This is a genomic window from Arenibacter antarcticus (assembly GCF_041320605.1).
Classification (GTDB): Bacteria; Bacteroidota; Bacteroidia; order Flavobacteriales; family Flavobacteriaceae; genus Arenibacter; species Arenibacter antarcticus.
Genome location: NZ_CP166679.1, coordinates 2035970 through 2059689 on the forward strand (window position 1 = coordinate 2035970; position 23720 = coordinate 2059689).

Annotated in this window: 12 protein-coding genes; 4 read left to right on the forward strand and 8 right to left on the reverse strand. The window is 39.6% G+C overall.

Features of this window, described 5'->3' with window-relative positions; genetic code table 11:
* The first annotated feature begins 118 nt into the window (after positions 1 to 118).
* On the forward strand, positions 119 to 844 hold the full coding sequence (locus KCTC52924_RS08370) for an energy transducer TonB (RefSeq protein WP_251806274.1): 726 nt from the start codon (positions 119 to 121) through the stop codon (positions 842 to 844).
* Between the two features lie 82 nt (positions 845 to 926).
* Here the strand turns inward: KCTC52924_RS08370 and KCTC52924_RS08375 are convergent, their stop codons facing one another.
* Both KCTC52924_RS08375 and KCTC52924_RS08380 read right to left on the reverse strand, forming a co-directional pair.
* On the reverse strand, positions 927 to 1097 hold the full coding sequence (locus KCTC52924_RS08375; RefSeq protein WP_251806275.1) for a hypothetical protein: 171 nt from the start codon (positions 1095 to 1097) through the stop codon (positions 927 to 929).
* Between the two features lie 109 nt (positions 1098 to 1206).
* Positions 1207 to 2112, reverse strand: coding sequence for a metallophosphoesterase (locus tag KCTC52924_RS08380; RefSeq protein ID WP_251806276.1), 906 nt, complete (start codon positions 2110 to 2112; stop codon positions 1207 to 1209).
* Between the two features lie 122 nt (positions 2113 to 2234).
* Here KCTC52924_RS08380 and KCTC52924_RS08385 point away from each other — a divergent pair, with 122 nt between their 5' ends.
* Positions 2235 to 4595, forward strand: a complete 2361-nt coding sequence (locus KCTC52924_RS08385; protein ID WP_251806277.1) for a GAF domain-containing protein — start codon at positions 2235 to 2237, stop codon at positions 4593 to 4595.
* A gap of 14 nt (positions 4596 to 4609) precedes the next feature.
* Here KCTC52924_RS08385 and KCTC52924_RS08390 read toward each other — a convergent pair whose 3' ends face one another.
* A complete protein-coding gene (locus KCTC52924_RS08390) occupies positions 4610 to 5788 on the reverse strand; it encodes a Pycsar system effector family protein (protein WP_251806278.1) in 1179 nt (392 codons plus the stop codon).
* Positions 5789 to 5842: 54 nt separating this feature from the next.
* On the opposite strand from KCTC52924_RS08390, the gene KCTC52924_RS08395 reads away from it, so the two are divergent.
* The gene (locus KCTC52924_RS08395) at positions 5843 to 9550 is read left to right on the forward strand and encodes a metallophosphoesterase (RefSeq protein ID WP_251806279.1); all 3708 of its coding nucleotides are present in this window, start codon (positions 5843 to 5845) and stop codon (positions 9548 to 9550) included.
* An 80-nt stretch (positions 9551 to 9630) separates the two neighbouring features.
* On the opposite strand, the gene KCTC52924_RS08400 is transcribed toward KCTC52924_RS08395, so the two are convergent.
* Positions 9631 to 10974 (reverse strand): vanadium-dependent haloperoxidase, encoded by a 1344-nt coding sequence (locus KCTC52924_RS08400; protein WP_251806280.1) that lies wholly within the window; start codon positions 10972 to 10974, stop codon positions 9631 to 9633.
* A 392-nt stretch (positions 10975 to 11366) separates the two neighbouring features.
* Here KCTC52924_RS08400 and KCTC52924_RS08405 point away from each other — a divergent pair, with 392 nt between their 5' ends.
* Positions 11367 to 13019, forward strand: a complete 1653-nt coding sequence (locus KCTC52924_RS08405) for a solute:sodium symporter family transporter (RefSeq protein WP_251806281.1) — start codon at positions 11367 to 11369, stop codon at positions 13017 to 13019.
* A 240-nt stretch (positions 13020 to 13259) separates the two neighbouring features.
* Here the strand turns inward: KCTC52924_RS08405 and KCTC52924_RS08410 are convergent, their stop codons facing one another.
* Genes KCTC52924_RS08410 through KCTC52924_RS08425 form a run of 4 tightly spaced genes read right to left on the reverse strand, consistent with a single transcriptional unit; the run spans position 13260 to position 23699 of the window.
* Entirely contained in the window at positions 13260 to 16529 is a 3270-nt protein-coding gene (locus tag KCTC52924_RS08410) for a VCBS repeat-containing protein (RefSeq protein WP_251806282.1), read from the reverse strand.
* A 9-nt stretch (positions 16530 to 16538) separates the two neighbouring features.
* A complete protein-coding gene (locus KCTC52924_RS08415) occupies positions 16539 to 19838 on the reverse strand; it encodes an FG-GAP-like repeat-containing protein (protein ID WP_251806283.1) in 3300 nt (1099 codons plus the stop codon).
* On the reverse strand, positions 19838 to 20431 hold the full coding sequence (locus KCTC52924_RS08420; RefSeq protein ID WP_251806284.1) for a hypothetical protein: 594 nt from the start codon (positions 20429 to 20431) through the stop codon (positions 19838 to 19840). The genes KCTC52924_RS08415 and KCTC52924_RS08420 overlap by 1 nt, the downstream gene beginning before the upstream one ends.
* Positions 20418 to 23699 carry a VCBS repeat-containing protein gene (locus tag KCTC52924_RS08425; RefSeq protein WP_370671531.1) on the reverse strand — a complete coding sequence of 1094 codons (3282 nt, stop codon included), beginning with the start codon at positions 23697 to 23699 and terminating at the stop codon, positions 20418 to 20420. The genes KCTC52924_RS08420 and KCTC52924_RS08425 overlap by 14 nt, the downstream gene beginning before the upstream one ends.
* Positions 23700 to 23720 lie beyond the last annotated feature (21 nt).

Below are 23720 nucleotides of genomic sequence, written 5' to 3' on the forward strand. Positions count from 1 at the left end.
TGGTTTAGTTAAGCCTCTAAAGGTATTTATTTTTCCCATACAAATATTGTATTCAACTGATATATATCATATGATAAGTGGAATTTATATGCGAAATTAAAGGTATAAATGTACGGTCATGGAACTCAAAAAGAACCCAAAAGCGGATTTGAACAAAAAAAGCGGTCTTTTTTTTGTAATCGGACTTGTTTTGGTGCTTTTTGTGGTTTGGCGGGCCTTAGAGTTACGTACATACCCCAAAGAAAACGCGGTGGTCCAAATGCTTACGGAACCCGATAATTTAGATGAGGTTGTGCCAATTACAGAAGCCATGAAGTTACCGCCGCCAACTATACCCCCTGCAGCGCCCGAGGTTATTGAAATAGTGGATGATGTAGATGAAATTGAGGAAACAGTTATTCAAAGTACCGAAACAGATCAAGAAGCAGTAGTGGAAGTGGCACCGCTAAAGGTAGAAGATATTGTTGTGGAGGAAGTGGAGGAAGATGATGTGGAAGTGCCATTTGCAGTAATTGAAAATGTCCCCATTTTTCCTGGGTGTAATGGTAAAAGTAATGAGTCTTTAAAAGCTTGTTTTCAAAAGAAAATTCAAGAGCATATACAAAAGCACTTCACCTATCCGGATGTGGCCGTGGAGTTGGGCATTGAAGGAAGGGTATATGTGCAATTTATTATAGATAACACTGGAAATATTACTCAGATAAAAACGAGGGGTCCAGATAAGTTACTAGAAAAAGAAGCTAACAGGATTATTGCGGCATTGCCACAAATGGTACCTGGAAAGCAGCGGGGAAGGTCCGTTAAAGTGTCTTATACCATCCCAATAACCTTTAGGTTGCAATAAAAGTCAATTGTGGCTTGGAAGTATACGTAAAGTGATTCCTTTTTAAACGTGAAAAACTAAGATTAGAATATTAGAGTATATGTCAGGAGTCAAAAATAAACCCCGTAATAATAATTCCCACTAAAATAAGGACCAAAATAACCGTGATAATAGAGGCTCCAATTTTTGTTTTCTTGTTTTTCTGTAGGATGTAGTTTCTGGTAGGGTCATTCTGGTTTTTTAGAAGCTCAGTGTTCTCTTCTCCTAGTTCCATCGACATAATTTTATAGTTTTCTATTGAAAAACTCAAAATTACAAGGCAACCATAACACTATTTAATGCAATCCGAGAAAATCTTAACTGGCTTACTGCTATACCAATGTTTAAAGGTTAACGGCTTTTTCGTAATCTTCTAGTTGCTGGGGTCCCTCCAACAATATTCTTACAATCTGCAAGGTGCCATCATCTTTAGTAGCTATCTCCCATTTAATGAGTGAAATAGTGCCCTTTTGAATTTCTAATCCGGTAATACTTCGGGGATGCACACAGCTGCCGTCATTAAAAAAAGGAATATCTCCCGGAGTCGGAAATCGGGGTCTATGGGTATGGCCAACAATGGTCAGTATCCGGTTCTTAGCCAGAATCCATTTTTTTATTCTTTTCTCCATTTTAATAAGTTCCTTGTAATTTTTAGCGGGACTCGTAGGGTCTGCTATTCCCCATACTTGTAGGGGTTTCCATAACACCCTTACCATAAATCTTCCCCAACGCCAAAAATTGTAGTTCCACCAATCGGCCTGGTGGCCATGAGTTAAAAAGAGTTCTTGTTGGGTGGTCTGATGTTTTAAAATAATTGCTTCATGGTAGACAAGACCCTTAAATAATTCTTTGTCACGGTTTTCTATAGGTTCAAAATAAGTGTAGAGATGCTTTTTAACGTAATCTGGATCTTTATAAACCATATCATGGTTTCCCCAGATCATATGCAACCTATTGTCCAAATGGAACTGTTGTAGTAGCTTATACACATTTTTATGGGCGTTAAAAATTTCTTTAAAACTGGTGTTTTCCCACAATTCATCCCCATCTCCTAATTCGCAATAGGTAAAACCTTCATTAAAGTAGTGTTTTAAAGCATGGTAATAGATGTTTCGATTGTTGGCAAACTCATCTGCGAAACTACTATCGCCACGATGACAGTCGCTAAAAAGTATTATCTTTGACTGCTCGTTAAATGGGATTACCTTCGCATTTTTATACGCCTCGGTTAATCTAGAAAAGGAAGACATATTCTTTTTTTTATAAATATCTAAAAAAAGAAGCTGCTCTTGGACTTAAGGTTTAATAAAGAGTACTATTTTTTGTAATTATTTACGGGCAAGTAGGACTAAATCTTTAATAAAAGAGATTCATGGAAAAGATATTGCCCATACAACATCTGATCAGCTTTAATAAGCTGTTGCAGCAGTATGAGGAAATGGCAAAGGGAGATGATGAATATTTGGCCAAAAAGGCGAAGTATATTCTAGAATTACAAGCGCCCTTCCCAGAACTTCGGGAGGGATTTTCCGATATTACCCTCTTGGAGAAACACCGTGAGATAATTAATTTGCTATTGCAGGATTCATTTTCTCCCTTGTTGGGCAATAACGAAATTAAAACTGCCTCCCAGCCTTACAGCGATTTGATCTTTAATTCCAGTAGGCGGTTTAAGCGTATTTTGGAAGCCGCTGGCCCCAATTATAAACCAACTATAAATAATCTGGAGGGGGGGATGAGCTACATCATGGCTTGTGTGGTTATCCTTAATTTTTATTATGGGTATAAACTAGACTTTAAACGGCCTTTCTTTTATAATATTCCGGATGCCGATGGGGTAATGAGATATTATCGCATCCTCTATAATGCAGATTTTGTAGAGATTATTCCCAATGGAACCCCTTTGGAAATTACCCAGGAAGATGTGGATCAATTATTGGGAAATATAGACGATCTAGCACTTTGGGAGCAGAAAATTCCACCCAATAGTTTTATTAGCAAGGGCTTTGTAATTTCTAATATGTTCGATGTTACTGCTGAACATACCATTTCTGAAATTAAATCGAACTTAATAGTAAAAGTCTATAATGAGGGGGATAACTTTTTGAACGAAGTGGAAGATTCCTTTAAATCGCTCTTTGGACTATCTGGTTTACAATTGGGTTTTGTCCGATACAATGAAAAACTTCAGCAGTTTGAAAGTGCTATTTTTGATGGAATAAATAGTTTTCTATTGAAAAATAAGGAACATGAAAATTGCAATACTTCCCTGTGTTTGGAAGCCTATGATAAATTGTTAGAACAGAGTAGTTTATTTATAATTTCTGATGTAGATAAAATATATAAACTTAGCGGAGGGAAAGCTCCTTATAAAAATTTATACGATCAAAATATTAAAAGTGCCCTGTTTGCACCTATTGCCAAAAATGGTAGACTTATAGGAGTTTTGGAACTTGTTTCTGATAAAGTAAATGACCTTAATAGTGTAAATGGACAGAAATTAGAGGATATAATGCCCTATATTGTGTCCGCTGCACTGCGTTCTATAGAAGAGGAGGAAAATTTGATCGCTGCCGTAATCCAGAACGAATGTACCTCGGTACATCCATCGGTCTCTTGGAGATTTGAGGAAGAGGCAAAGCGCTTTATCAAAGAGAAATATTTGGGCAACGAGCCCTCCTTTAAGGAAATTGTATTTAACGATGTACATCCCCTATATGGACAAATAGATATTAGGAATTCTTCTCAAGTAAGGAACGAAGCCATACAGCGTGATCTGATGATACAATTGTCAGAGATCCAAAGTGTTCTTACACAAGGATGGGAAAATCATAAACTCCCCATTTATGAGGAACTTATTTTTAGGGTGAATAACTATTTGGCAGATATAACGAAGTCGTTGCACACCAATAGCGAACAGGAAATTTTTGATTTTATTTCCAAGGATATAAATCCAGTCTTTGAGTTTTTGTCTAGGACCGATGAACGGTTAAATACGACTGTGGCATTATACCAATCGCATATTGATAAAGGCACGGGCTCTTACTACGATCACCGTCGTAATTACGATGAGAGTGTTACGCTCATCAATAAAAAATTGGCATCGGTATTGGATAAGCGTCAAGAACAAGCCCAAAAAATGTTTCCGCATTACTTTGAGCGATACAAGACCGATGGGATAGAGCACAATATGTATATTGGGAATGCTATATCGGCAGATCGAGAATTTGATCCCATCTATTTAAATAACTTGCGATTATGGCAGTTACAAATGGCATGCGAATTGGAGAACGCCCACTATAGATGTAAACCAGACCTGCCCATGAAATTAGATGTTGCTTCTCTAATACTGGTTTATAACACTTCATTATCCATTAGGTTTAGAATGGATGAAAAACGTTTTGATGTAGATGGTACCTATAATGCACGATATGAGATTATAAAAAAACGTATTGACAAATCCTTCATTAAAGGCACTAATGAAAGATTGACACAATCTGGAAAACTGGTTATTGTATACTCCCAAAAACAAGATGAACAGGAGTACCTTCGATACATTACCTTTCTAAGGTCTAAAGGGTGTTTTGATACCGATATTGAAATCGTGGAGTTAGAAGGATTACAAGGGGTTTCGGGTCTAAAAGCTATCCGCGCCAATATCTTATACAGACCGGAAAAGAAAAGTGACAAGACCTATACTTACCAAGACCTGTTAAATGAACTTGAGTCCTAAGGGGTATAACACTACTACGATAGATAAAAATTAAAGGATATAAAAAAAGCTAATACCGATAAGACTATCCCGATCATAAATATGGTATAGGTCCATCGTAACAATTTGTACTTTCTATCCAATACCAAACCTAAAAAATAAAGGTCCTTGGTCAGGGAAGAATACACGTAGTCTTGATCTTTGATTAGTTCCTTAATGGCCCATTCATATTCCTGAAGCTCCATTTTATGAAAGTTCCCAAAAAACAGTAGGTTTACTTTTTTTTGCTTTACATCCTCCTTTGTAAATTCTCCAGTAGTAATATTGGGCCTTGTAGCCATAATGGACATAATCACCGAAACAACACTAAAGAGTACAAAGATGGCAGTGGGGTAAACCAAAAATTCGTTTTTGGGACTGTCTAATTTTGGGATCAGGTTGGTGAGCAAAAGAGAGATGATAATAGCATTTACGGAAAGTAGGATATTGGCTTTGGTGTCGGCTATATCGCTCAATTTTAAATGGTTTTGCATAGAGACACGGAACAAAGTCTGGATGCCCCGGTCTGGGTTTTCATTTTTCAGCTTAACCTTTAAGCGCTCTTTGGAAGTGCTATTTTTATTTTTTGTCTTGGTCTTGATCAATTTATTTAAATTCTTATCCTTGCCTTCTTGCCAGTTCTTTTTTGCATAATCCGTATAGAATCTGTGTTCCGTACTTAACATTTTTATATTTTCAATACACCAATCTTGACTGGAAAATTTAGCTACCCCCAAAGTGGATAATTCCTCCCGCAACAGTTCTGTAGTTTCCATATAACTTTGGCTGCCCAAATGTGCAGCGTCCGCATCCCTGATGATTTTTTCGGAAAGGTTAATAGGAATATGATGATGTTTTGTGGCTTTTATTAAATTGACAATTGATTGTATTCCCTTTGCGTCATATTTTTTTCCCTCTAAATATTTAATGGCAATGGCAGCGCTCTTATCTTCGTGATCTTCATATCCTTCAGTGTATCCAGTATCGTGTAACCAAGCCGCAAGAATAAGAGCTTCACTATCTTTTTCATCCAGGTCATTGGCATCTACTATTTCTTTAGTTCTGCTTACTACCCTTTGGGTATGACGAAGATTGTGGTACAAAAACTGTGAATCAAGTTTTGCAGACAACAATTCGGCAACAAATTCTTCCGTATCTTTAATGATATTTGGCATCTGTAGGTTTTATAGGCACCAATTTACGAAATTATATTTTCTATTTTTGTGGTTATGAATAAACTTGTTGTACCGATAATATTACTCCTATTATTTTGGAGCTGTGCTACCACCAAGTCCAAATATCGAATTGGAGGAGACAATTATGACGTTTCTACAACTAAAGAAATATCCCATACCTTTTATTTGATAGGAGACGCAGGTTTATCACCAATAAATGGGATGAACCCTGCCCTAAAAATTTTTAGAGACCAATTGAATAATGCCCCAAAAAACAGTACGGCAATTTTTTTGGGGGATAATATTTACCCTGCAGGACTGCCAGACCCCAAAGATTCTACCGTAGCCTATAGACAGGCAAAAAGCCATTTGGATGCTCAGTTAGCGACCTTGTCCGAATTTAAGGGAAATCCCATTTTTATTCCAGGAAACCACGATTGGTACAACGACGGCTTAAAAGGGTTGGAACGACAACAAAAATACATCCAAGAAAAACTGGGGAGTAAGGAAGTTTTTTTCCCCGAGGATGGTTGCCCTATAGAGAAAGTGGAAATTGATGATAACATTGTACTGATCGCTATTGATACGGAATGGTACCTTACCAATTGGGACAGGCACCCGACCATAAATGATGAATGTGAAATTAAGGATAGAGAAACTTTTTTCGAGGAACTGGAAAGTCTGATCAAAAAAAACAGGGACAAGACCACTATTTTGGCACTCCACCATCCTATGTTTAGTTATGGCCCCCACGGTGGGCAGTTTTCCATGAAAATGAACTTAAATCCCTCAGGGGGAAAATACCCTTTTCCTATTTTGGGCTCGTTGGTTAATCTGTTAAGAAAAACAAGTGGCGCGTCTATTACAGACCTTCAGAATAAAAGGTATTTAGAACTTAAAAACCGATTGGTTACCCTAGCTCAATACTCGGAAAAAGTAATTTTCACTTCTGGCCATGAACATTCCCTTCAATATATTGTTGAGGACAACACACCCCAGATTGTAAGTGGCTCTGGGGGCAAAGAAGGTGCTACCAGATTATTGAACGGCGCTAAATTTTCCACGGGAAGAATAGGTTTTGCCAAATTGGAGGTATACACAGACGGCTCCTCCGAGGTAAGGTATTTTGGGGTTGACCAAAATTATGAATCAGAGCTGCTTTTTGCGTCAGAGGTTTTGCCACCAGATCGAAATAAAAATTATGTGCTTAATGGTGAAGACTTTCCAAAGGAAGTTAGAGCTTCGGTGTATACCAAGGAGGATATTGACAAAAGTATTTTTTTCAAAACCATATGGGGCGAACGGTACAGGAAGTATTACGGTACCGAAGTCACTGCTCCTACGCTTAAGTTAGATACCTTGTTTGGAGGATTAAAACCTGTTAGAAAGGGAGGAGGTAACCAATCCAAATCCCTGCGATTATCAGATAGCAATGGAAAGGAATACGTTATTCGGGCGGTTAAAAAAAGTGCGGAGGTATATCTTCAAGCAATGGCCTTTAAGGATAAATATGTTATAGGGGAGTTTAAGGACACCTATACAGAAGCCTTTTTAATGGATTTTTATACTGGGGCATTACCTTATGGACTTCTTACCGTGGGCACCCTTTCCGATGCAATAGAACTGTACCATACCAATCCTAGATTGTACTTTATTCCAAAGCAAATAGCCTTGGAGGAATTTAATGAGGAATTTGGCGATGAACTTTATTTTCTGGAAGAACATGTAGGGGATGGACACGGAGCACTAGAAAGTTTTGGCTATGCCAATAAAATTGAAAGCACTCTGGACATGCTCGATAAAATTAGACGAGATGAAAAGTATGAGGTAGATACAGATAGATATTTAAGAACACGTTTGTTTGATATGGTCTTAGGTGATTGGGACCGACATGACGATCAATGGCGTTGGGGGGAAGTTGCAAACAAGGAAACTGGGAAGATTATTTTCGAAGCAATTCCTAGGGATCGCGACCAAGTGTATTCTATTTGGGGCGATGGAGCCCTTATGAATGTGGTAACAAGAATAGTTCCAGCCTTAAAAATGATGGAGGGTTTTAATAGTGATATTAGAAACGTTGAAGCCTTTAACAAGAATGCCTATGGCCTAGACATGACCTTGCTGTCTCCAACAACAAAAGCGGATTGGGAGCGTCAAGTGCAATTTATTCAAGAAAACCTTACCCCAGAAGTTATTGACGAAGCGTTTACATTTATGCCCAAAGAAATTTTGGATGAGGAAATATTAAATCTTAAAAGCATTCTTTTATCTCGGATACAAAACCTACCGAAAATTGCCGACGATTATTTTCTGGCACTCAATAAGTTTGTCATCATAAAAGGTACCGATAAGGACGATTGGTTCGAAATTAATAACGTGTCTAAAAAAGAAATAGAAATCAAAGTTTTTCGGAATATAGGAGGTGAAAAGAAAAAGTTGTTTTATCAGAAGACCTTTAATAGTGCGATAACAAAGGAAATATGGGTCTATGGATTGGATGATACCGATATTTTTGAAATTCGGGGCAGTGAAAATAATCAGATTAAACTACGGCTCATTGGCGGGCAAAATAATGATATCTACGATATATCTGGAGGAGATAATATCTGGATTTATGACCACAAGGCCAAAAAAAACACCTTTAATAATATTGCTAGAGCTAAACTTAGGCTTACGAATGATTATGAGACCAATACGTTCCAACCTTTAAAAACAAGGAATAGTACACAACAAATTGTACCGTCCATAGGATATAATCCTGATGATGGGGTTAAGTTGGGCTTTAATGCTACAAATACCTTTTATGGGTTTAGGCAAAACCCTTTTACGCACCGGCAGACCTACACTGCTGCGTATTACTTTGCCACCAATGGATTTGAACTAGGATACAATGGGGAGTTTGCTCATGTTTTTGAAAATTGGAACCTAGAATTGGCCGCCCGTTTTACCAGTCCTAACTTCAGTGTTAATTTTTATGGAATTGGGAACGATACCGATAATTTTGATGACACCTTGGGTATGGATTATAACAGGGTGAGAATTGAACAGCTTACTTTCTCACCTTCTTTGGTATGGAGAGGACAATTGGGGGCGAAATTTAAGACGGGTCTTTCCTTGGAAAGTTTAGAAGTTGAGGAAACGGAGAATAGGTTTATAAATACTTATTATCAAGCCAATGGTGAGGAAAATAGAAACAATTTTTTGGGTGTGAATGCTTCCTATTCTTATGAAAATCTGGACAATAACGCCTTCCCAACTATGGGAATGTCTACAGAGTTACTAATAGGGTATAAAACCAGTTTAGAAAATGCGGAACAACATTATGGCTATATAGTGCCAAGTCTTGCTTTTGATTATAAATTGGTGTCGGACGGTAGGTTGGTCTTGGCTACCAAATGGAAGGCGCATTTTAATCTAGGTGAGGAGTACGAGTTTTATCAGGCTGCAAGTATTGGTGGAGTAGATGGCCTTAGGGGATATAGAAATCAACGATTTTCAGGAAAGACCAGTTATTATCAAAACACGGATCTTAGATACAGTCTTAAAAAATTAAAAACAGGATTATTGCCTGTTACGATGGGTATTTATGGTGGATTTGATTACGGTAGGGTTTGGACTTCTGGGGAATATTCCGATTTGTGGCATACTTCCTATGGTGGAGGTCTTTTCTTTAATGGGGCAGACGTACTTACAGCAAGACTTGCCCTTTTCACCTCGGAGGAAGGAACCCGAATAACTTTTGGGGTAGGTTTTGGGTTTTAATGAATTGTGAGGATATTTAGTGCCGTACATTTTTCATTAGACGAAGGCCTTTCTCCATACTGCTCATAGATATGTTGATTTTATTTTGACGCTAGTTCCTTGGTTTTGGTCATTGCAAGCTTGTTTACTACAAAATCCCCTAAGTCTACACCTTGCTTAACACCTAGTTCTATTGCGCTCCGATAGTGTATTCCACCATACAGCCTGCTTAAGGCAGCTTCTTCCGCCGCACTCCTGAAGGAACCAAAACTTCTAATGGGCAGGCCAAACGGTACTTCAGTATCATCATCAAAAGAAAAATTATCTCCAAAAATTTGAGTTAGAGCAATGGATGCAGCTCCTGAAACGACTGAATGTCCGCTGGTATATTCCGGAAATGGTGGTGTTTGCAATATTGGCAGCCAATTCTCATCTACATATTGATTGATTACTGTTTCGGGACGGATTAGATTGCTGCGGTATTTTTCATCCCAACAGCTGATAAAGGCATCGGCTATGGCGATGGATGTTTTGGTATAAGCGTAGATAGTTTTGGCAAAGTCGGACTCTGTTTTTTTACAGGCAATTTTGGTAATACCGATCCAATGTGCCCCTGGAGATATTTTTTTTGTCGCAAACATTAGATGGCCTCTCGTAACCGATACATAAGGATTGCAGTCCCAAAATTTGGCCATGGCAACTTCGTCGGAATCGTCACCTTTTAAAGTTATTTCCTTACTTATGGTGTAGACTTCCATTACTTCCTTGTAAAAGTCCGAATCCTTTTCCATGGAGAAAGCCGGAGGCGGAGATGGGGTGAATTGGTTGGCAGAATCAAGGACAAAGGGCCTTATCTTGCCCCAATGTGGCTCAATCCCATCCATATAGCCCGGAGGTGTTGGTTGCCATCGGGTGGTATCGTCCGTGTCTACCGTAAATTTTTGCATGGTTCGTGTCTGATTGTAATTGTCTTTGCTCATCCACTGGGCAATATGCTCTGCTACTTCAAGTCCATACGTTTTAGAAGAATTAAATACTTTAGGGTTTTTTTTGTTCCAGTTTTGATACAGACTGTCCCTAAAGGTAACCAAGACCTTTTCTGAAAAAATTAATCTTTTACAGAGCTCCATATGGGCTATTAAAGCAGACAGTTCATAATTTACAGGGGCCTCCAAAGAGGGTTTAGGAATGGCAGTCAAGTCCGTAACCTGTCCTGCCAAAGATATGTAGTCGTCGTTGTTGAGCGCTATAATTTCATATGCAGCAATATTGGGATATGCAAAGATCCTACTGGCCACTGGAGGAGAGAAGATATCATGTATCATTATGTCCGTCACCTTCTGTACGGATTGATGTAGCTCCTCGGCGCTTACTATTATGGGTTCTGAATTATCACTACAGCCATGGAGGTAAATTGCCATAACAATATAAATAAGCTTTCTCATAGATATATTTTTAACCCGACTTCTTGGGCGGTGCTATTTTACTGGGATTATGAAGTGGCCTCTAGATAGGCCGTGCCGTAATTCTATCCGAGCTCGCTTTTCAAAAATACATCATTTTTGCAAATAATAATAACAAGGGAGCCTATCCCTGTTATATCAAAGCTCGCCCAAAAATAATTTAGAATTGCCCAGTTCCTACTACAGACATAGGAACGGGAAACATTTTTAGCCAGATATTCTAAAACCTTTCCAAATGACCTTTAAAGTTAAGATGAGATATCAATAAAATATATTTTTCTGGAATTAAATGCGATAATTTCTAAAAAGCCACATACTATTTCTAAATAATCCAATATATTTAGCCTATTCAATCCAATTAACCCTTAATAATCATGTTAGGAATCATTTCTTTTGTTGGCTTTACATTACTTGTAGCCATAATAGCTTATTTAGCAACTAGAAAAACAGACGAAAATTCCTCAGATGGTTATTTTTTGGGAGGCAGAAGCCTTACTGCTGGGGTAATTGCGGGATCTTTGCTTTTAACCAATCTTTCCACGGAACAAATTGTTGGTCTTAACGGTAGTGCTTATACGGATGGATTATCGGTTATGGCCTGGGAAACCTTAGCAGCCATTGCCATGGTAGTTACCGCAATTTTTTTATTACCTAGATATTTAAAAGGGGGACTTACCACTATTCCCCAATTTTTGGCAAAACGTTTCGACGTGACTACCAAGACGATCACCTCTGGGTTATTTTTAACAGGTTATGTGGTCGTATTGTTGCCGGTAATTCTGTATTCTGGTTCAGTGGCTATTAGTGGTATGTTTGATGTGCCTGGACTTTTAGGGGTTTCAGATAAGATGGCTTTGGTGATTTGTATCTGGGGAATTGGAATTATTGGTTCTATTTATGCCGTATTTGGGGGCTTAAAGGCAGTTGCGGTATCGGATAGTATTAATGCGATTGGACTATTAACAGGTGGTCTTTTGATTCCTATTTTTGGTTTGATGGCAATAGGGGATGGTAATGTGTTTACCGGTATGGAAAATTTGATGACTACTGATGCTGCTAGATTCGATTCTACTGGGGAGTCTGGTCAGGAGGTTCCATTTTCCACCATTTTTACTGGGATGATGCTGGTACAACTTTTTTATTGGGGAACCAACCAACAGATCATTCAAAGGGCATTGGCCGCTAAAAATTTGGCGGAGGGTCAGAAGGGGTTGTTATTGGCGTCTTTTCTAAAGATTTTAGGTCCTTTAATTTTGGTGCTTCCAGGAATGATCGCCTATCATTATTTTGATGGTAGTTTGGCTTCCAGTGATCTTGCATATCCCGAATTGGTAAGGGCAGTACTACCAAAACCTTTGGTCGGTTTTTTTGCTGCAGTACTTTTCGGGGCAATATTAAGTTCGTTCAACAGTGTGCTTAACAGCTCGGTAACTTTGTTTGGAATAGATATCTACAAGCAGCACATTAATCCGGAGGCCCAAGAAAGGACTGTTGTTAAGTACGGGAAAATATTTGGAGTCTGTTTGGCCCTAGCGGCCATGTTTATCGCTCCAATGATTGCAAATGCGGGAAGTTTGTTTAATTACCTGCAGGAAATAAACGGAATCTATAGTATTCCAATATTCACGATTATTGTAGTGGGTTATCTAACAAAAAGGGTGCCTGCAATTGCGGCCAAAATAGGAATCTTTTCTGGCTCCATACTGTATATTATCAGTCAATTTTTTCTGAAAGATCATTTTGTGGATAAAGCGTTGATTGCAGCAGAAGAAGCTGGCATTACCGACGCTGCCGCATTAAAATTAATAGAAGCGGAGGCTTACCCCCATTACCTGCATATTATGGCAATTTTATTTGTGCTAAACGTGGGAATTATGTTGATTATTGGAAAGCTATACCCTAGAAAAGAAGCTTTTGAACTTGAATACACCAAGCAGGTTTCTATAGAACCTTATAAATATGTGTATCATGTAGGGCTTACTATATGTGCAATCGTTATTGGGATCTATATCTATTTTGCAAAATAAGGGATAAGAGTCTTGGTATCTCTCCTTTATGCATAATCTTGCCCTTGCGAGAAAAGTACAGCAAAATGGGCTCTCCCAATGGATTGCTTGTTCTGCGTTAAGCCTGCATACCGATAGGCATGGACAGCGGCGGCATCCCCGCTGCTTCGCTAGGGATATAGCCAAAACGGCCCGACCCTCGTAGGAGGGAACGCTCAAAAGACCGGTCAGAAAATAAGCGTAGATTAAATATCCTCGTACTTAGGGTAGAAGCCATTCCAAGGTAAAGGCCTGGGCATTATTTGAAATCACCAAATATTTATTGTCGCCTGTTTTCTCCAATCTTCTGACACTTAGACCTTTTGGTAGTTTTAAGTTTTTATGGGTAGTAAACTTCCCGTTCTTAAAATTGGTGAATACCCCGCCAGCGTTCGCAACACTTTTGCCAAGCTCGTTGACATAACCTAAATAATTACCAACGTAAAATAGGGCCGGCGTAGCTAGTTCTTCATCTAGGTATACGCCTTCAATAGTACTCATTTGGGCTTCTTTAGGTAGGGGTGAGGCAGTGAAACCATTTCCTGAGTTCGTATAGACCATAGATCGTAGTTCCATTATATGTTTAAATTCCAGGATATCCGCTTCTTTTTTTCCAGTTAAATCTTCAATGTTTTTGATTTTGGAAAAATCGGAATAGCTCAAGAATTTTTTCTGAAGCATAGGCAATTGACGCATAAGTTGATCCTTGGAAGCAAAGGGAACCGGATGCCCAAAAAAATCATAGAAAATAATTGGGTCCGATTGTTCATTTCCGTCATAATCATCTATATAGAGCTTTACAGGATTGGCTTGGGAAGCTTTCCACTTAAAATTGAGGCCTGCATTTCCTGCAATGATATCCCGATACCCGTTCCCGTCCAAATCGGTAACCAGGATGGTATTCCACATTCCTGTAGTGTTTTCCAGCCCAAGTTCCTTTGTCCGATTTGTAAAACTGGAATCCCCGTTGTTGATGAGTACTGTTATGGGCATCCAATCCCCTACCATGATCAAATCCAAATGCCCGTCATTGTTCAAGTCTGCCCATTGACTATCGGTATTCATTCCATAAGGACCGCTATCTACTATTTCAAAATTGCTACTTCCTGTATTTTTTAGGATTAGGCTTAACGGAGAAAGTCCATAACCTCCGGGTATAGATCTGGAACCAATAAAAAGATCCATAAATCCATCCTTGTTAAAATCTCCAGCTGCAATACTCCCTCCATTTGTCCTTGGCAAGGCGGCTTTAAGTCGCTCAAAATTTCCTTTACCATCGTTGAGGTACACGCGGTCCTCTAGGTAGGTGTCCCCTTCTGGGACGTCATTTCCACCGCTCATTACATAAATGTCTAGGTCACCATCATTGTCCAAGTCAAATGCCACGGCATCCACATCTTCATAAGTTTTATCGCTCTCAAAGGAGGACATAAATGTGGTAGTATAGGTGCTATCTGGTTGTTGGATGAATAAAGTGGCGGATTGATATTTTGCCCCTCCGATGAAAATATCATCTAGGCCATCAGAATTAAAATCGGCAACCACTACTGCGGGCCCCTCTTCCGATAACTTTTCGGGCATTAAAGGTTCCAGTTCATAATCGAAATAACTATTTTCAAAATGAGTATACGGAAATTCCTTCACACTAAATTCAGGCTCTTGTGTGGGTGGTTTTCCAGCAATTGCTACAGAGCTGTCCCGTTTAATTTCGTGATATTGCCCAGGTGCAGGGCCAGCCACCACTTGGTGCATCCCATCGGGCCATGTAATGGTAAGGGAGTCTACGGTAGATTTGGTTCCCAAACCGAAATGGAGTTTATGCGAGGAGGAGGATTGAAATCCCCTTGTAGTAATCAACTCCTTGAAAAAAAGTTCTCCTTTGGAGTATACCGTTACCTTGGACCCAATAGTTACTGGGTGTTCCTTACTACCTTTCAGTTGCGCCCCAATCCAATTATTTGCGGTGTTGTTTACAGTCTTATTTTCCAGTATAACGGACCTTTCATTAAGGTTGTTTACCACTAGGTCCATATCCCCATCATTGTCCAGATCCGCTGTGGCGGCACCGTTGGAATAAGAAGGTGCAAATCCAGCTTCCTCGGAGTATCTGTTAAACTCAAAACTTCCTTTGTTATGGAAGATAACATTGGGAATCTTTAAGGAAGGCATGCTTTCTATCAGCCTTTGTTCTACGTCCACGGACTGGTTCTGATCGTATTGACTGAAATCTGTAGTGCTGAGGTAATTTATATAGTCCAGATCATTTGGTCGCTTATAGATGCCATTGGTAATGAAAATGTCCTTTAGCCCGTCGTTATCAAAGTCTTCTAACAGTACGGACCAGCTCCAATCCGAGGCATGGGTTTCGGTCATCAGGGCAATCTCGGAAAAGGAATTATTACCTTGGTTTAATTGAAAATGGTTACGGGCATATTGGGTCCCAAATCCAAAGTGTTCCTTTATCTTGTTCACTTTGTCCGAATCCTCGCCCCCAGATTTCAGGAAGATGTTGTGCTGGTTTGGCATCATGTCCAGGGAAAAGATATCCTGTTTTCCATTGTTGTACATATCCCCTACATCTACCCCCATTGTAAATCTACTGCTGTGATCCAACACTTGTTCCCCAACCTCTTTAAAGGTCTTGTCTCCTTGGTTTAGGTAGATATAATCATTTTCATGAAAATCGTTTCCCACATAGATATCCATCCACCCGTCTTGGTTTAGGTCCGTTGCAATCAGCGCAAGTCCGTATCCCAAAGGACTACTGTAGATACCGGCAGCTTCACTAACATCTTCAAAGATTAGGGTGCCAGTTTCCAGTTTGTTCTCATATAACCGATCTCCTGCTAACGCGTCTTTTTCCAATCTTTTGTCCACCTTGCCATAGCTTCTGTTGCTGTGAATGGAGTGGTTCATAAGATACATGTCCAAATCCCCATCCCTATCGTAATCAAAGAAGACCACTTGGGTAGAGAATCCCGAGAAATTAAGTCCAACACTTTCAGAAACTTCGGTAAAGGTGTTGTCCCCGTTGTTAAGGTATAACAGATTATGGGCCTTTAGATTCTTATAATTCCCCACTTTGGATACATAGATATCTAAAAAACCATCATTATTTACATCTGCCATAGTTACCCCAGTAGACCAGGTGGAGTCTATTTTTATATTTGCAGGTAATGTGATATCCTTAAACTTAAGATTTCCGAGGTTTAAGTAAAGTTTGTCCGGGGATTGATTGGCCGTAAAATAGAGGTCTTCCAAGCCATCGTTATTAATATCCCCTATAGCTACGCCACCTCCATTGTAATAATATAGATATTCCAAAATGTTTAAGCTATCTTTTGTAAGCAACTGGTTTGTAAAATCTAATCCACTGATACTTTCAGGTACTGGCTCAAAATACAATGGAGCTTTGACTAAAGATTTTTCGCTTTTATTACAGCCAAGGGCAAGTATGCCAATAGCCAATATGGATAGAAGATAGTTTTTCATGATATTATCCTAAAATTTAAAAACTTCGATAGAATCTTTGTTTTTAGTTACGATCAGATGGGGTCCCATTACCTTGATATCCCTTATCTCTCCGTCCAAAAAGAGACCACGGCCATCTCTGTGGTATTTAAATTGGTGGTTGCCCAAATTTTCCAAATAGATCCCATAGGAAGCATCGTACCTACCCACCTCTGGTTTTACGCCATATAGGTTGCCCCCCATTACAATATCCATATCTCCATCTTCATCATAATCATGAGCGTATATGGCATAGATAGGGGAGAACTGTGCCTCTATGGGCAATTCTAACACCTTGAAATTTAAATTGCCTTCATTGATCAAGATAAGGGAGGATAGTGTGTTGGCCTCTAACTTTAAGGCGCCTTGTAATTCCTCTTTCGTAAATATTTCTGTGATACTTGCATCCTTAAAGGATTCGTAGTTCGGAAATTTCTTTTTTAGGTCCTTTAGCTGCTCAATTAAGTTATGTCTCAGGTTATAGGGGTAGTGTTTGCCGTTTTTGGCGGTAAAGGTCATAATAGGGTCGCTAAATCCGTTTTGATCAAAATCTTTGACAAATAAATTTATAGGTTTCTCTGCGCTGGCTTTAAACCTGGAATTTTTCCCGTGATTGCCTATGACCAAGTCTAGATCTCCATCATTATCCAGATCTACGGCGTGTATCACGTTCCACCATCCTTTTAATTGGGACAACGGGTTATCTTTTTTGCGAACCAATTTCCCTTCTTGGTTAAGGAAGATCTCTATTCCCATAAACTCTCCGGTAACAATAAGCTCCGGAGTTCCATCTCCGTTTAAATCCTCAAATTTGGCATCGGTAATCATTCCAATATCTACAAGTTCTGGCGCTATTTCCACGGTGACGTCTTTAAAGGCTCCCTTTCCATCGTTCCTTAGAATAAATCCGGATCCAGGTAGGCCGTATTGTCCAGGGACTGACCTCTCGCCCACAAAAAGGTCCAGATCACCATCCATGTCCAAATCGGCTGCTATGACAATGGAGGTACTGTGGGTTCCCGAGGCCGAGGGTAAATGTTGGTCCGAGAGCGTAAAATTCCCCTTCCCGTCGTTAAAGTAAAGTCGGTCTTTTAGATAGCTGGAAAATTGTGAAAACTCTACGCCCCCGCTACAAATGTAAAGGTCTAGGTCCCCATCATTGTCCGCATCAAAAAAAAGCATTCCTGCATCTTCGTAACCGGTATCATTTATAAAATTGGTTGCGTCTGTGGCGATAAATTTATCACCCTTCCCAAGTATTAGGGTGCCCGGGCTTCCTTTTGATCCACCAATATAGATATCGTCTATTCCATCGTTATTAACATCGGCAATGGCCATTTTTGGGCCTTGGGTGCTTAGCATATGGGGTATTAATCGGTCCCGATCAAAGTCAACAAATCGGTTCTCTTTATGTTTGTAATCAATTTTTAAATCAGAGGGTGTAAACAACGGGCTGAGTTTTGGAACGGAATCCAAAACAGGGGGGAGTGCCTCCCTTTCGTATAATGTTATAGTTTGGTTGACCGATATCTCCGCTAATTTGGTTACTCTTCCGGAGGGCCAAGTGACCTGTAGGCTTACAGGGAGGCTATCCTTTAGTCCGAAGTTGGGTCTTAAGTCTACACTGGACTGGAAACCACGGATGGGTTGTTGTTCCAAATACTGACTCCCCATTTTGGAGGTGAGTTTTAATTTTGCGCCTATGGCATTGGTGTTCTTATTAGGACCTTTTAGGATTATTTTTAAATAATTGTGGTTGGTCAGGGTCTCTGCATTGTTCTTGTAAATAAACGAGGGCATATTTACGTTATTTACCACTAAGTCTAGATCTCCGTCATTATCTAGATCCCCATAAGCTGCCCCATTGGAGAAACTTAAATCATTTAGGCCTGAGTTCCATTCTCGGGTGAATTTTAGGTTCCCTTGGTTTTTGAAGGCGTGGTTCTCCACCATATTGGAGGGGATAATATCTATAAGTTTATTGTAATCTACTTTATTGTTGGCCACAATGGACTGAATTACCGCTTCACTGGAAACGTACTGTAAATAATCCTGATTAGTGAGGTCTTTGTATATGCCATTGGCAATAAAGAGGTCTTTCTGTCCATCATTGTCTATATCAAAAAGTAGGGCACCCCAGCTCCAGTCAGAAGCTTCCACCCCACTTAGCCTCCCAATTTCACTGAAAGTGGAGTTTCCGTTGTTCAGTTGTAACATATTACGGGTAAACTGATGGTAATAATCGTTCTTTAAGTTTAGTTGGTATTTGTTCCAATCTTCAAAGGTAGTGACCGTCTTTAACCGGGAGTATTCTGAAGGCAGCATTTCGGTGACAAAGATATCAGTAAACCCATCATTGTTAATATCAGCCACATCGGCCCCCATAGAGGCGCCACTAATAGATTTTATTTGTTGGGTAAGGACCTCCTTAAAGGTGCCGTCTTGTTGGTTAAGGTATAGGTAGTCCCGCTCAAAGAAATCGTTGGAAACAAAGATGTCTTCCCATCCATCGTTATTCATATCCCCAACGGTAACGCCCAGGCCAAAACCAATTACACTGCCGTAGATCCCTGCTTCCTCGGTAACATCAACAAAGGTGCCCCCATCATTTCTCAAGAGTTTATCCCCTCCCAGCACGTCCCGTTCATATCTTTCGTTGCGCTGAAGATTAAAACTGCCTATGGATTTATAAGAATTATTTAGTAGGTATACATCTAGATCCCCGTCCTTATCGTAATCAAAAAAAGAGGCATGGGTGGAATACCCTTGGTCGTCCAAACCATATTTTTCGGCCGCCTCCGTAAAGGTAAGGTCACCGTTGTTTATAAAGAGTTCGTTTTGTTTATTGTCTCCGGCAATATCCCCGGAATTGCATACGTAAATATCCAAATGGCCATCCCCGTTAATATCTACCATGGTAACTCCGGTAGACCAAGCTTTTTCGCCACTCACGCCTGCCGTTTCGGTAATATCCTGGAACTTAAAATTTCCCTTGTTCAAATAAAGCTTATTGCCGGTGAGGTTGGCGGTAAAATAAATATCCAATAATCCATCATTGTTGATATCGCCAATGGCCACTCCGCCCCCATTATAAAAATTACGGTACCGATATACATTGAACTCCTGGTTGTAACTAAGGTCATTTTCAAAATTGATACCTGTGTGGGTGCTGTCCATTAACTGAAAAAGCGGTGGTGCACCAGATGCAGGGCCATTAGTTTTTGAGCAGGACAGCATAAACGTTCCTACACATAATAAGTAAATGCACACCTTCATTCGACTTGTCGTCATTAGTTATATTTTTCTGGATATTTTAGCTTAAGATCTTCAATTTTCACCACAACGTCCTTATCATCTTTGGCATAGGCCATGATTTGTCTATTTCCATCAATTTTAACGAAAGTCGTATTTTTTAACTGATCGGATTTCACCTTTATAAAATCATTTCCTGGAAACCATTTTCTCAATGTATCTTGGACAATTGGCAGTAAATGTTGGGCTGATAAGTTAGAATTCCAAGGCGACCACGCAGTGTAAGAGAATGACATATCCATTCCGGTCATGGTATTTTGTTCATTAAAAGCACCATAAAATAATAGGGTTATGGCGGAAGTGGATTCCTGCTTCGTAGCCATGGGAAGTTCATACTTCACCGTTTTGTTGTTGGGGCCTTGTGAAATTAACCCCTCTTGGTTTAGCTGCCAACATCGTTTAAAAAAATCAGCCTTGTTATCACCCAGGGTCATTCCAAAGATAAGGCTATCTTTTAGTTCGTTTTTTTTTGCTTCACGGTTTAACATTTTGGTATACTTGGATTCACACCCAACAAAACCTAATGTTATTACAGAAATTATAAGTACTGTTATTAATTTATGGTGCTTCATGAAAAAGAAGATGATTATTATTTATTGCTGTCAGTAAAAGTTGTTTTCCTTTATATGGGACTAATTTAAAATTCCGTATTTGTCCTTGTATCCCTAAGGGTTTCACCTTTCCGAAGCTATAGTTATTTTTTTCTAAATTTTGGCCTAGAACCTCCCAACCCTTAGAGGCATCCAGTCTTCCAAATTGTGGTTTCACAAGATATTGATTCCCTCCCAAAAGGACATCCATTACCCCATCTTTATTGATGTCCATAACTTCTATGGCGCTAACATTGGAATATTGGATTTCTGGGGGCAGTTCTTTTTGTTTAAAATGTTTTCCTTTGTTTAAAAATAAGCTCGTAGCCGTAATTTGGAGGTCAATTTTATAGGCTTCCATTAAGCTCTCTTTATCAAAAAGATCGGTTATTGTGGCTGTCGCATAATCCTTATAGAAGAGCATTTTGTTTTTTAGTTCCGGCAATTGGGCAATGAGTTCATCCCTGTCTACGATAGGATAATAGTTGTTGTTTAATTTATGGCAAATGATCTGTTCTGCAAAACCGTTTTCATCAAAATCTTTCAGATATAATCTTGTGCCGGGTTTGTAAAAGGAATTATGACCTATATTTCCCGCCAAAATATCCATCTTTCCATCTCCGTTTATATCCGTTATTTTTAGGGTAGACCACATGCCAGTAGAATTCGCTAAACCGTAGGTCTCCGTTTGATTAATGAATTTACCCTTCTTATTGATAAAAATTTGTATGGGCATCCATTCTCCCAATACGATTAAATCTTGCCATCCGTCCTGATCAATATCCACCCAGGCGGCATCGGTAACCATTCCCAAATTTTCTAGAACAGGGGCGTTATACAAGGAGAATTTATTTTGGCCCAAATTTTCCAAGATGTAACTGGATACGGGCGTCCCATAAACATTAGGATTGAACCTGCCACCTACAAACAGGTCCATATCCCCGTCATTGTCAAAATCCACAGCCTTTACAGTAGAAGAACTTAAGGGGAGTGTAAAGGGTAGGGGGTTGGAGGAAATTGTGAAATTACCTTTACCATCATTTATATATAATCTATCGTTCAAAGCCCAATCGTAGGTGGAAAAAGCCTTCCCGCCACTACATACATACAGGTCTAGGTCGCCATCATTATCACTGTCGAAAAATACGGCATGGGTATCCTCTGAACTTTTATGAGGCAGAAATGGTTCCTTAATTTCCGTATAACCTGATTGGTTAGGGGTAGAGAGAAAAAGACTGCCCGACTGATTTTTTGCGCCTCCTATATAAACATCCATGATGCCATCGCCATTGATGTCTGCCGTGGCCATTGCGGGTCCTTCATTGTTGAACATTTGAGGCAATAGTCTTTCCCTGTTAAAATCCACATAGTTATTTTCCACGTGGGTAAAATTAAAAAGGGGCGCTATTGGATGTAGGAATCTTGAATTTTGGAGTATTGGAGCAGCTTCGCCCTCATTATATGAAGTGGGCTCCAAAAAGGTATAGGTTTTATTGGTGTTAAGGTGAAGCTCTTTAGAGGTAGCCCCATTGGGCCATATTATCTTTAGACTGTCTATGATGTTGTTGGGTCCCAATCCAAAATGCACACCATGGTTTACTGAACTTTGAAAACCTCTAGAAGGGAAGTTTTCTGCCATGGCCGTTTTATTTTCATCGTAGAATATTATAGCTTTTGCGCCTACTGCCTTGGTATTCTTGGTGTTCGATTTAAAGTTGATGTATATACTTTTATGGGTAGTAGTGTCTGTTTTGTTCTCATAGATAAAGGCGGGCATATTTACATTGTTGACCACCAAGTCCAGATCGCCATCGTTGTCCAGATCTGCATAGGCACTTCCATTGCTAAAACTGGGAGTTGCAAGTCCCAAGCTATCCGTATTATTGGAGAACTGGAAGTCGCCTTGATTAATAAAGGCGGCATTTGGGACGGCCTGTGAGGGCATTAGATCGATCAACTTCATAATCACCTCTTCCTCAGTCCTCATCATATTCCTGACTTTCTCCTCATTTGCCATATAGGTAAGGTAGTCCCTATCCAATAAATCTTTATAGATGCCATTACCAATAAAAATGTCTCGCAGCCCATCATTGTCCATATCGAATATCAGAGATGCCCAGCTCCATTCTGTTGCGGATACACCAGAGTATCTTCCAATTTCAAAAAATCCGCTTTCCCCCATATTTCGTTGCAATACATTTCTAGGAAATTGATGGGCATAGCCTTGTTTTATGACCATACTGTATTTGTCCCAAGATTCATAAATTGCTTTGGTGCGCTGTCTTTCTATGGTAGCGGGCAGCATTTCCGTAACCATTAGATCTGGGAGCAGGTCATTGTTGAGGTCACCGGAATCTGCTCCCATAGATCCCATTGAGAAAGATGAAATATAGTGCTCAGCCACCTCATCGAACCCACCTTTTTGGTTATTGAGGTAGAGGTAATCCCGTTCAAAAAAATCGTTGGAAATAAACAGGTCTGGCCAGGAATCCCCGTTAAAGTCGCTCAGTGTAATTCCTAATCCAAATCCGATAGCACTTGTGTATATTCCGGCTTCTGAAGATATATTGATAAATTTTCCATTGTCGTTTCTTAAAAGTTTATTTCCGGTATCGCTGGGAATGTTACGTTGATCTTTGATTAGGTCGAAAGCTCCGATAGACTTTATGGAGTTGTTTAAGATATAACAATCTAGGTCACCGTCTTTGTCAAAATCAAAGAATGCGGCATGCACGGAAAGCCCTTCTATATCTAGCCCGTATTCTGCAGATTTTTCGGTAAAGGTGAGGTCTCCATTATTGATGAAAAGTTCGTTATGTCTATTGGCTCCTCCAGGTTTCCCTGATTTACAAACATAAAGGTCCAATAGGCCATCATTGTTAATATCAACAAAGGTTGCTCCGGTAGACCATACGTTTTCACAGGCAACCCCTGCTATTTGGGTAATCTCTTCAAATTGCCAATTTCCTTTGTTCAGATAGAGCTTGTTGTCTACCATGTTTCCAGTGAAATAGATGTCTGGTAGGCCGTCGTTATTTATATCGCCAATGGCAACACCTCCACCATTGTAGAAATTGCGATAGGTATATGGGTTAAAATCTTCGGTATAAGTAAGGTTGTTTTGGAAATTGATTCCGGAATCGGTCCGTGACACAAATAATGTGGCGCTCATTTCTTCCAGAGCTTCTTTTTTCTGGACACAGGAAAGGAATATAAGGCAGTACAGGATAACTAGGGAATGCACTTTCATTACCATGGTAAAATTAAAAGA

Excerpts from the sequence above, each read along its gene's own strand:
- KCTC52924_RS08375 (WP_251806275.1), bottom strand. The coding sequence starts at position 1,097 with ATGGAACTAGGAGAAGAGAACACTGAGCTTCTAAAAAACCAGAATGAC.
- KCTC52924_RS08385 (WP_251806277.1), top strand. The coding sequence starts at position 2,235 with ATGGAAAAGATATTGCCCATACAACATCTGATCAGCTTTAATAAGCTG.
- KCTC52924_RS08390 (WP_251806278.1), bottom strand. The coding sequence starts at position 5,788 with ATGCCAAATATCATTAAAGATACGGAAGAATTTGTTGCCGAATTGTTG.
- KCTC52924_RS08410 (WP_251806282.1), bottom strand. The coding sequence starts at position 16,529 with ATGAAAAACTATCTTCTATCCATATTGGCTATTGGCATACTTGCCCTT.
- KCTC52924_RS08405 (WP_251806281.1), top strand. The coding sequence starts at position 11,367 with ATGTTAGGAATCATTTCTTTTGTTGGCTTTACATTACTTGTAGCCATA.
- KCTC52924_RS08380 (WP_251806276.1), bottom strand. The coding sequence starts at position 2,112 with ATGTCTTCCTTTTCTAGATTAACCGAGGCGTATAAAAATGCGAAGGTA.
- KCTC52924_RS08415 (WP_251806283.1), bottom strand. The coding sequence starts at position 19,838 with ATGACGACAAGTCGAATGAAGGTGTGCATTTACTTATTATGTGTAGGA.
- KCTC52924_RS08395 (WP_251806279.1), top strand. The coding sequence starts at position 5,843 with ATGAATAAACTTGTTGTACCGATAATATTACTCCTATTATTTTGGAGC.
- KCTC52924_RS08400 (WP_251806280.1), bottom strand. The coding sequence starts at position 10,974 with ATGAGAAAGCTTATTTATATTGTTATGGCAATTTACCTCCATGGCTGT.
- KCTC52924_RS08425 (WP_370671531.1), bottom strand. The coding sequence starts at position 23,699 with ATGAAAGTGCATTCCCTAGTTATCCTGTACTGCCTTATATTCCTTTCC.
- KCTC52924_RS08370 (WP_251806274.1), top strand. The coding sequence starts at position 119 with ATGGAACTCAAAAAGAACCCAAAAGCGGATTTGAACAAAAAAAGCGGT.
- KCTC52924_RS08420 (WP_251806284.1), bottom strand. The coding sequence starts at position 20,431 with ATGAAGCACCATAAATTAATAACAGTACTTATAATTTCTGTAATAACA.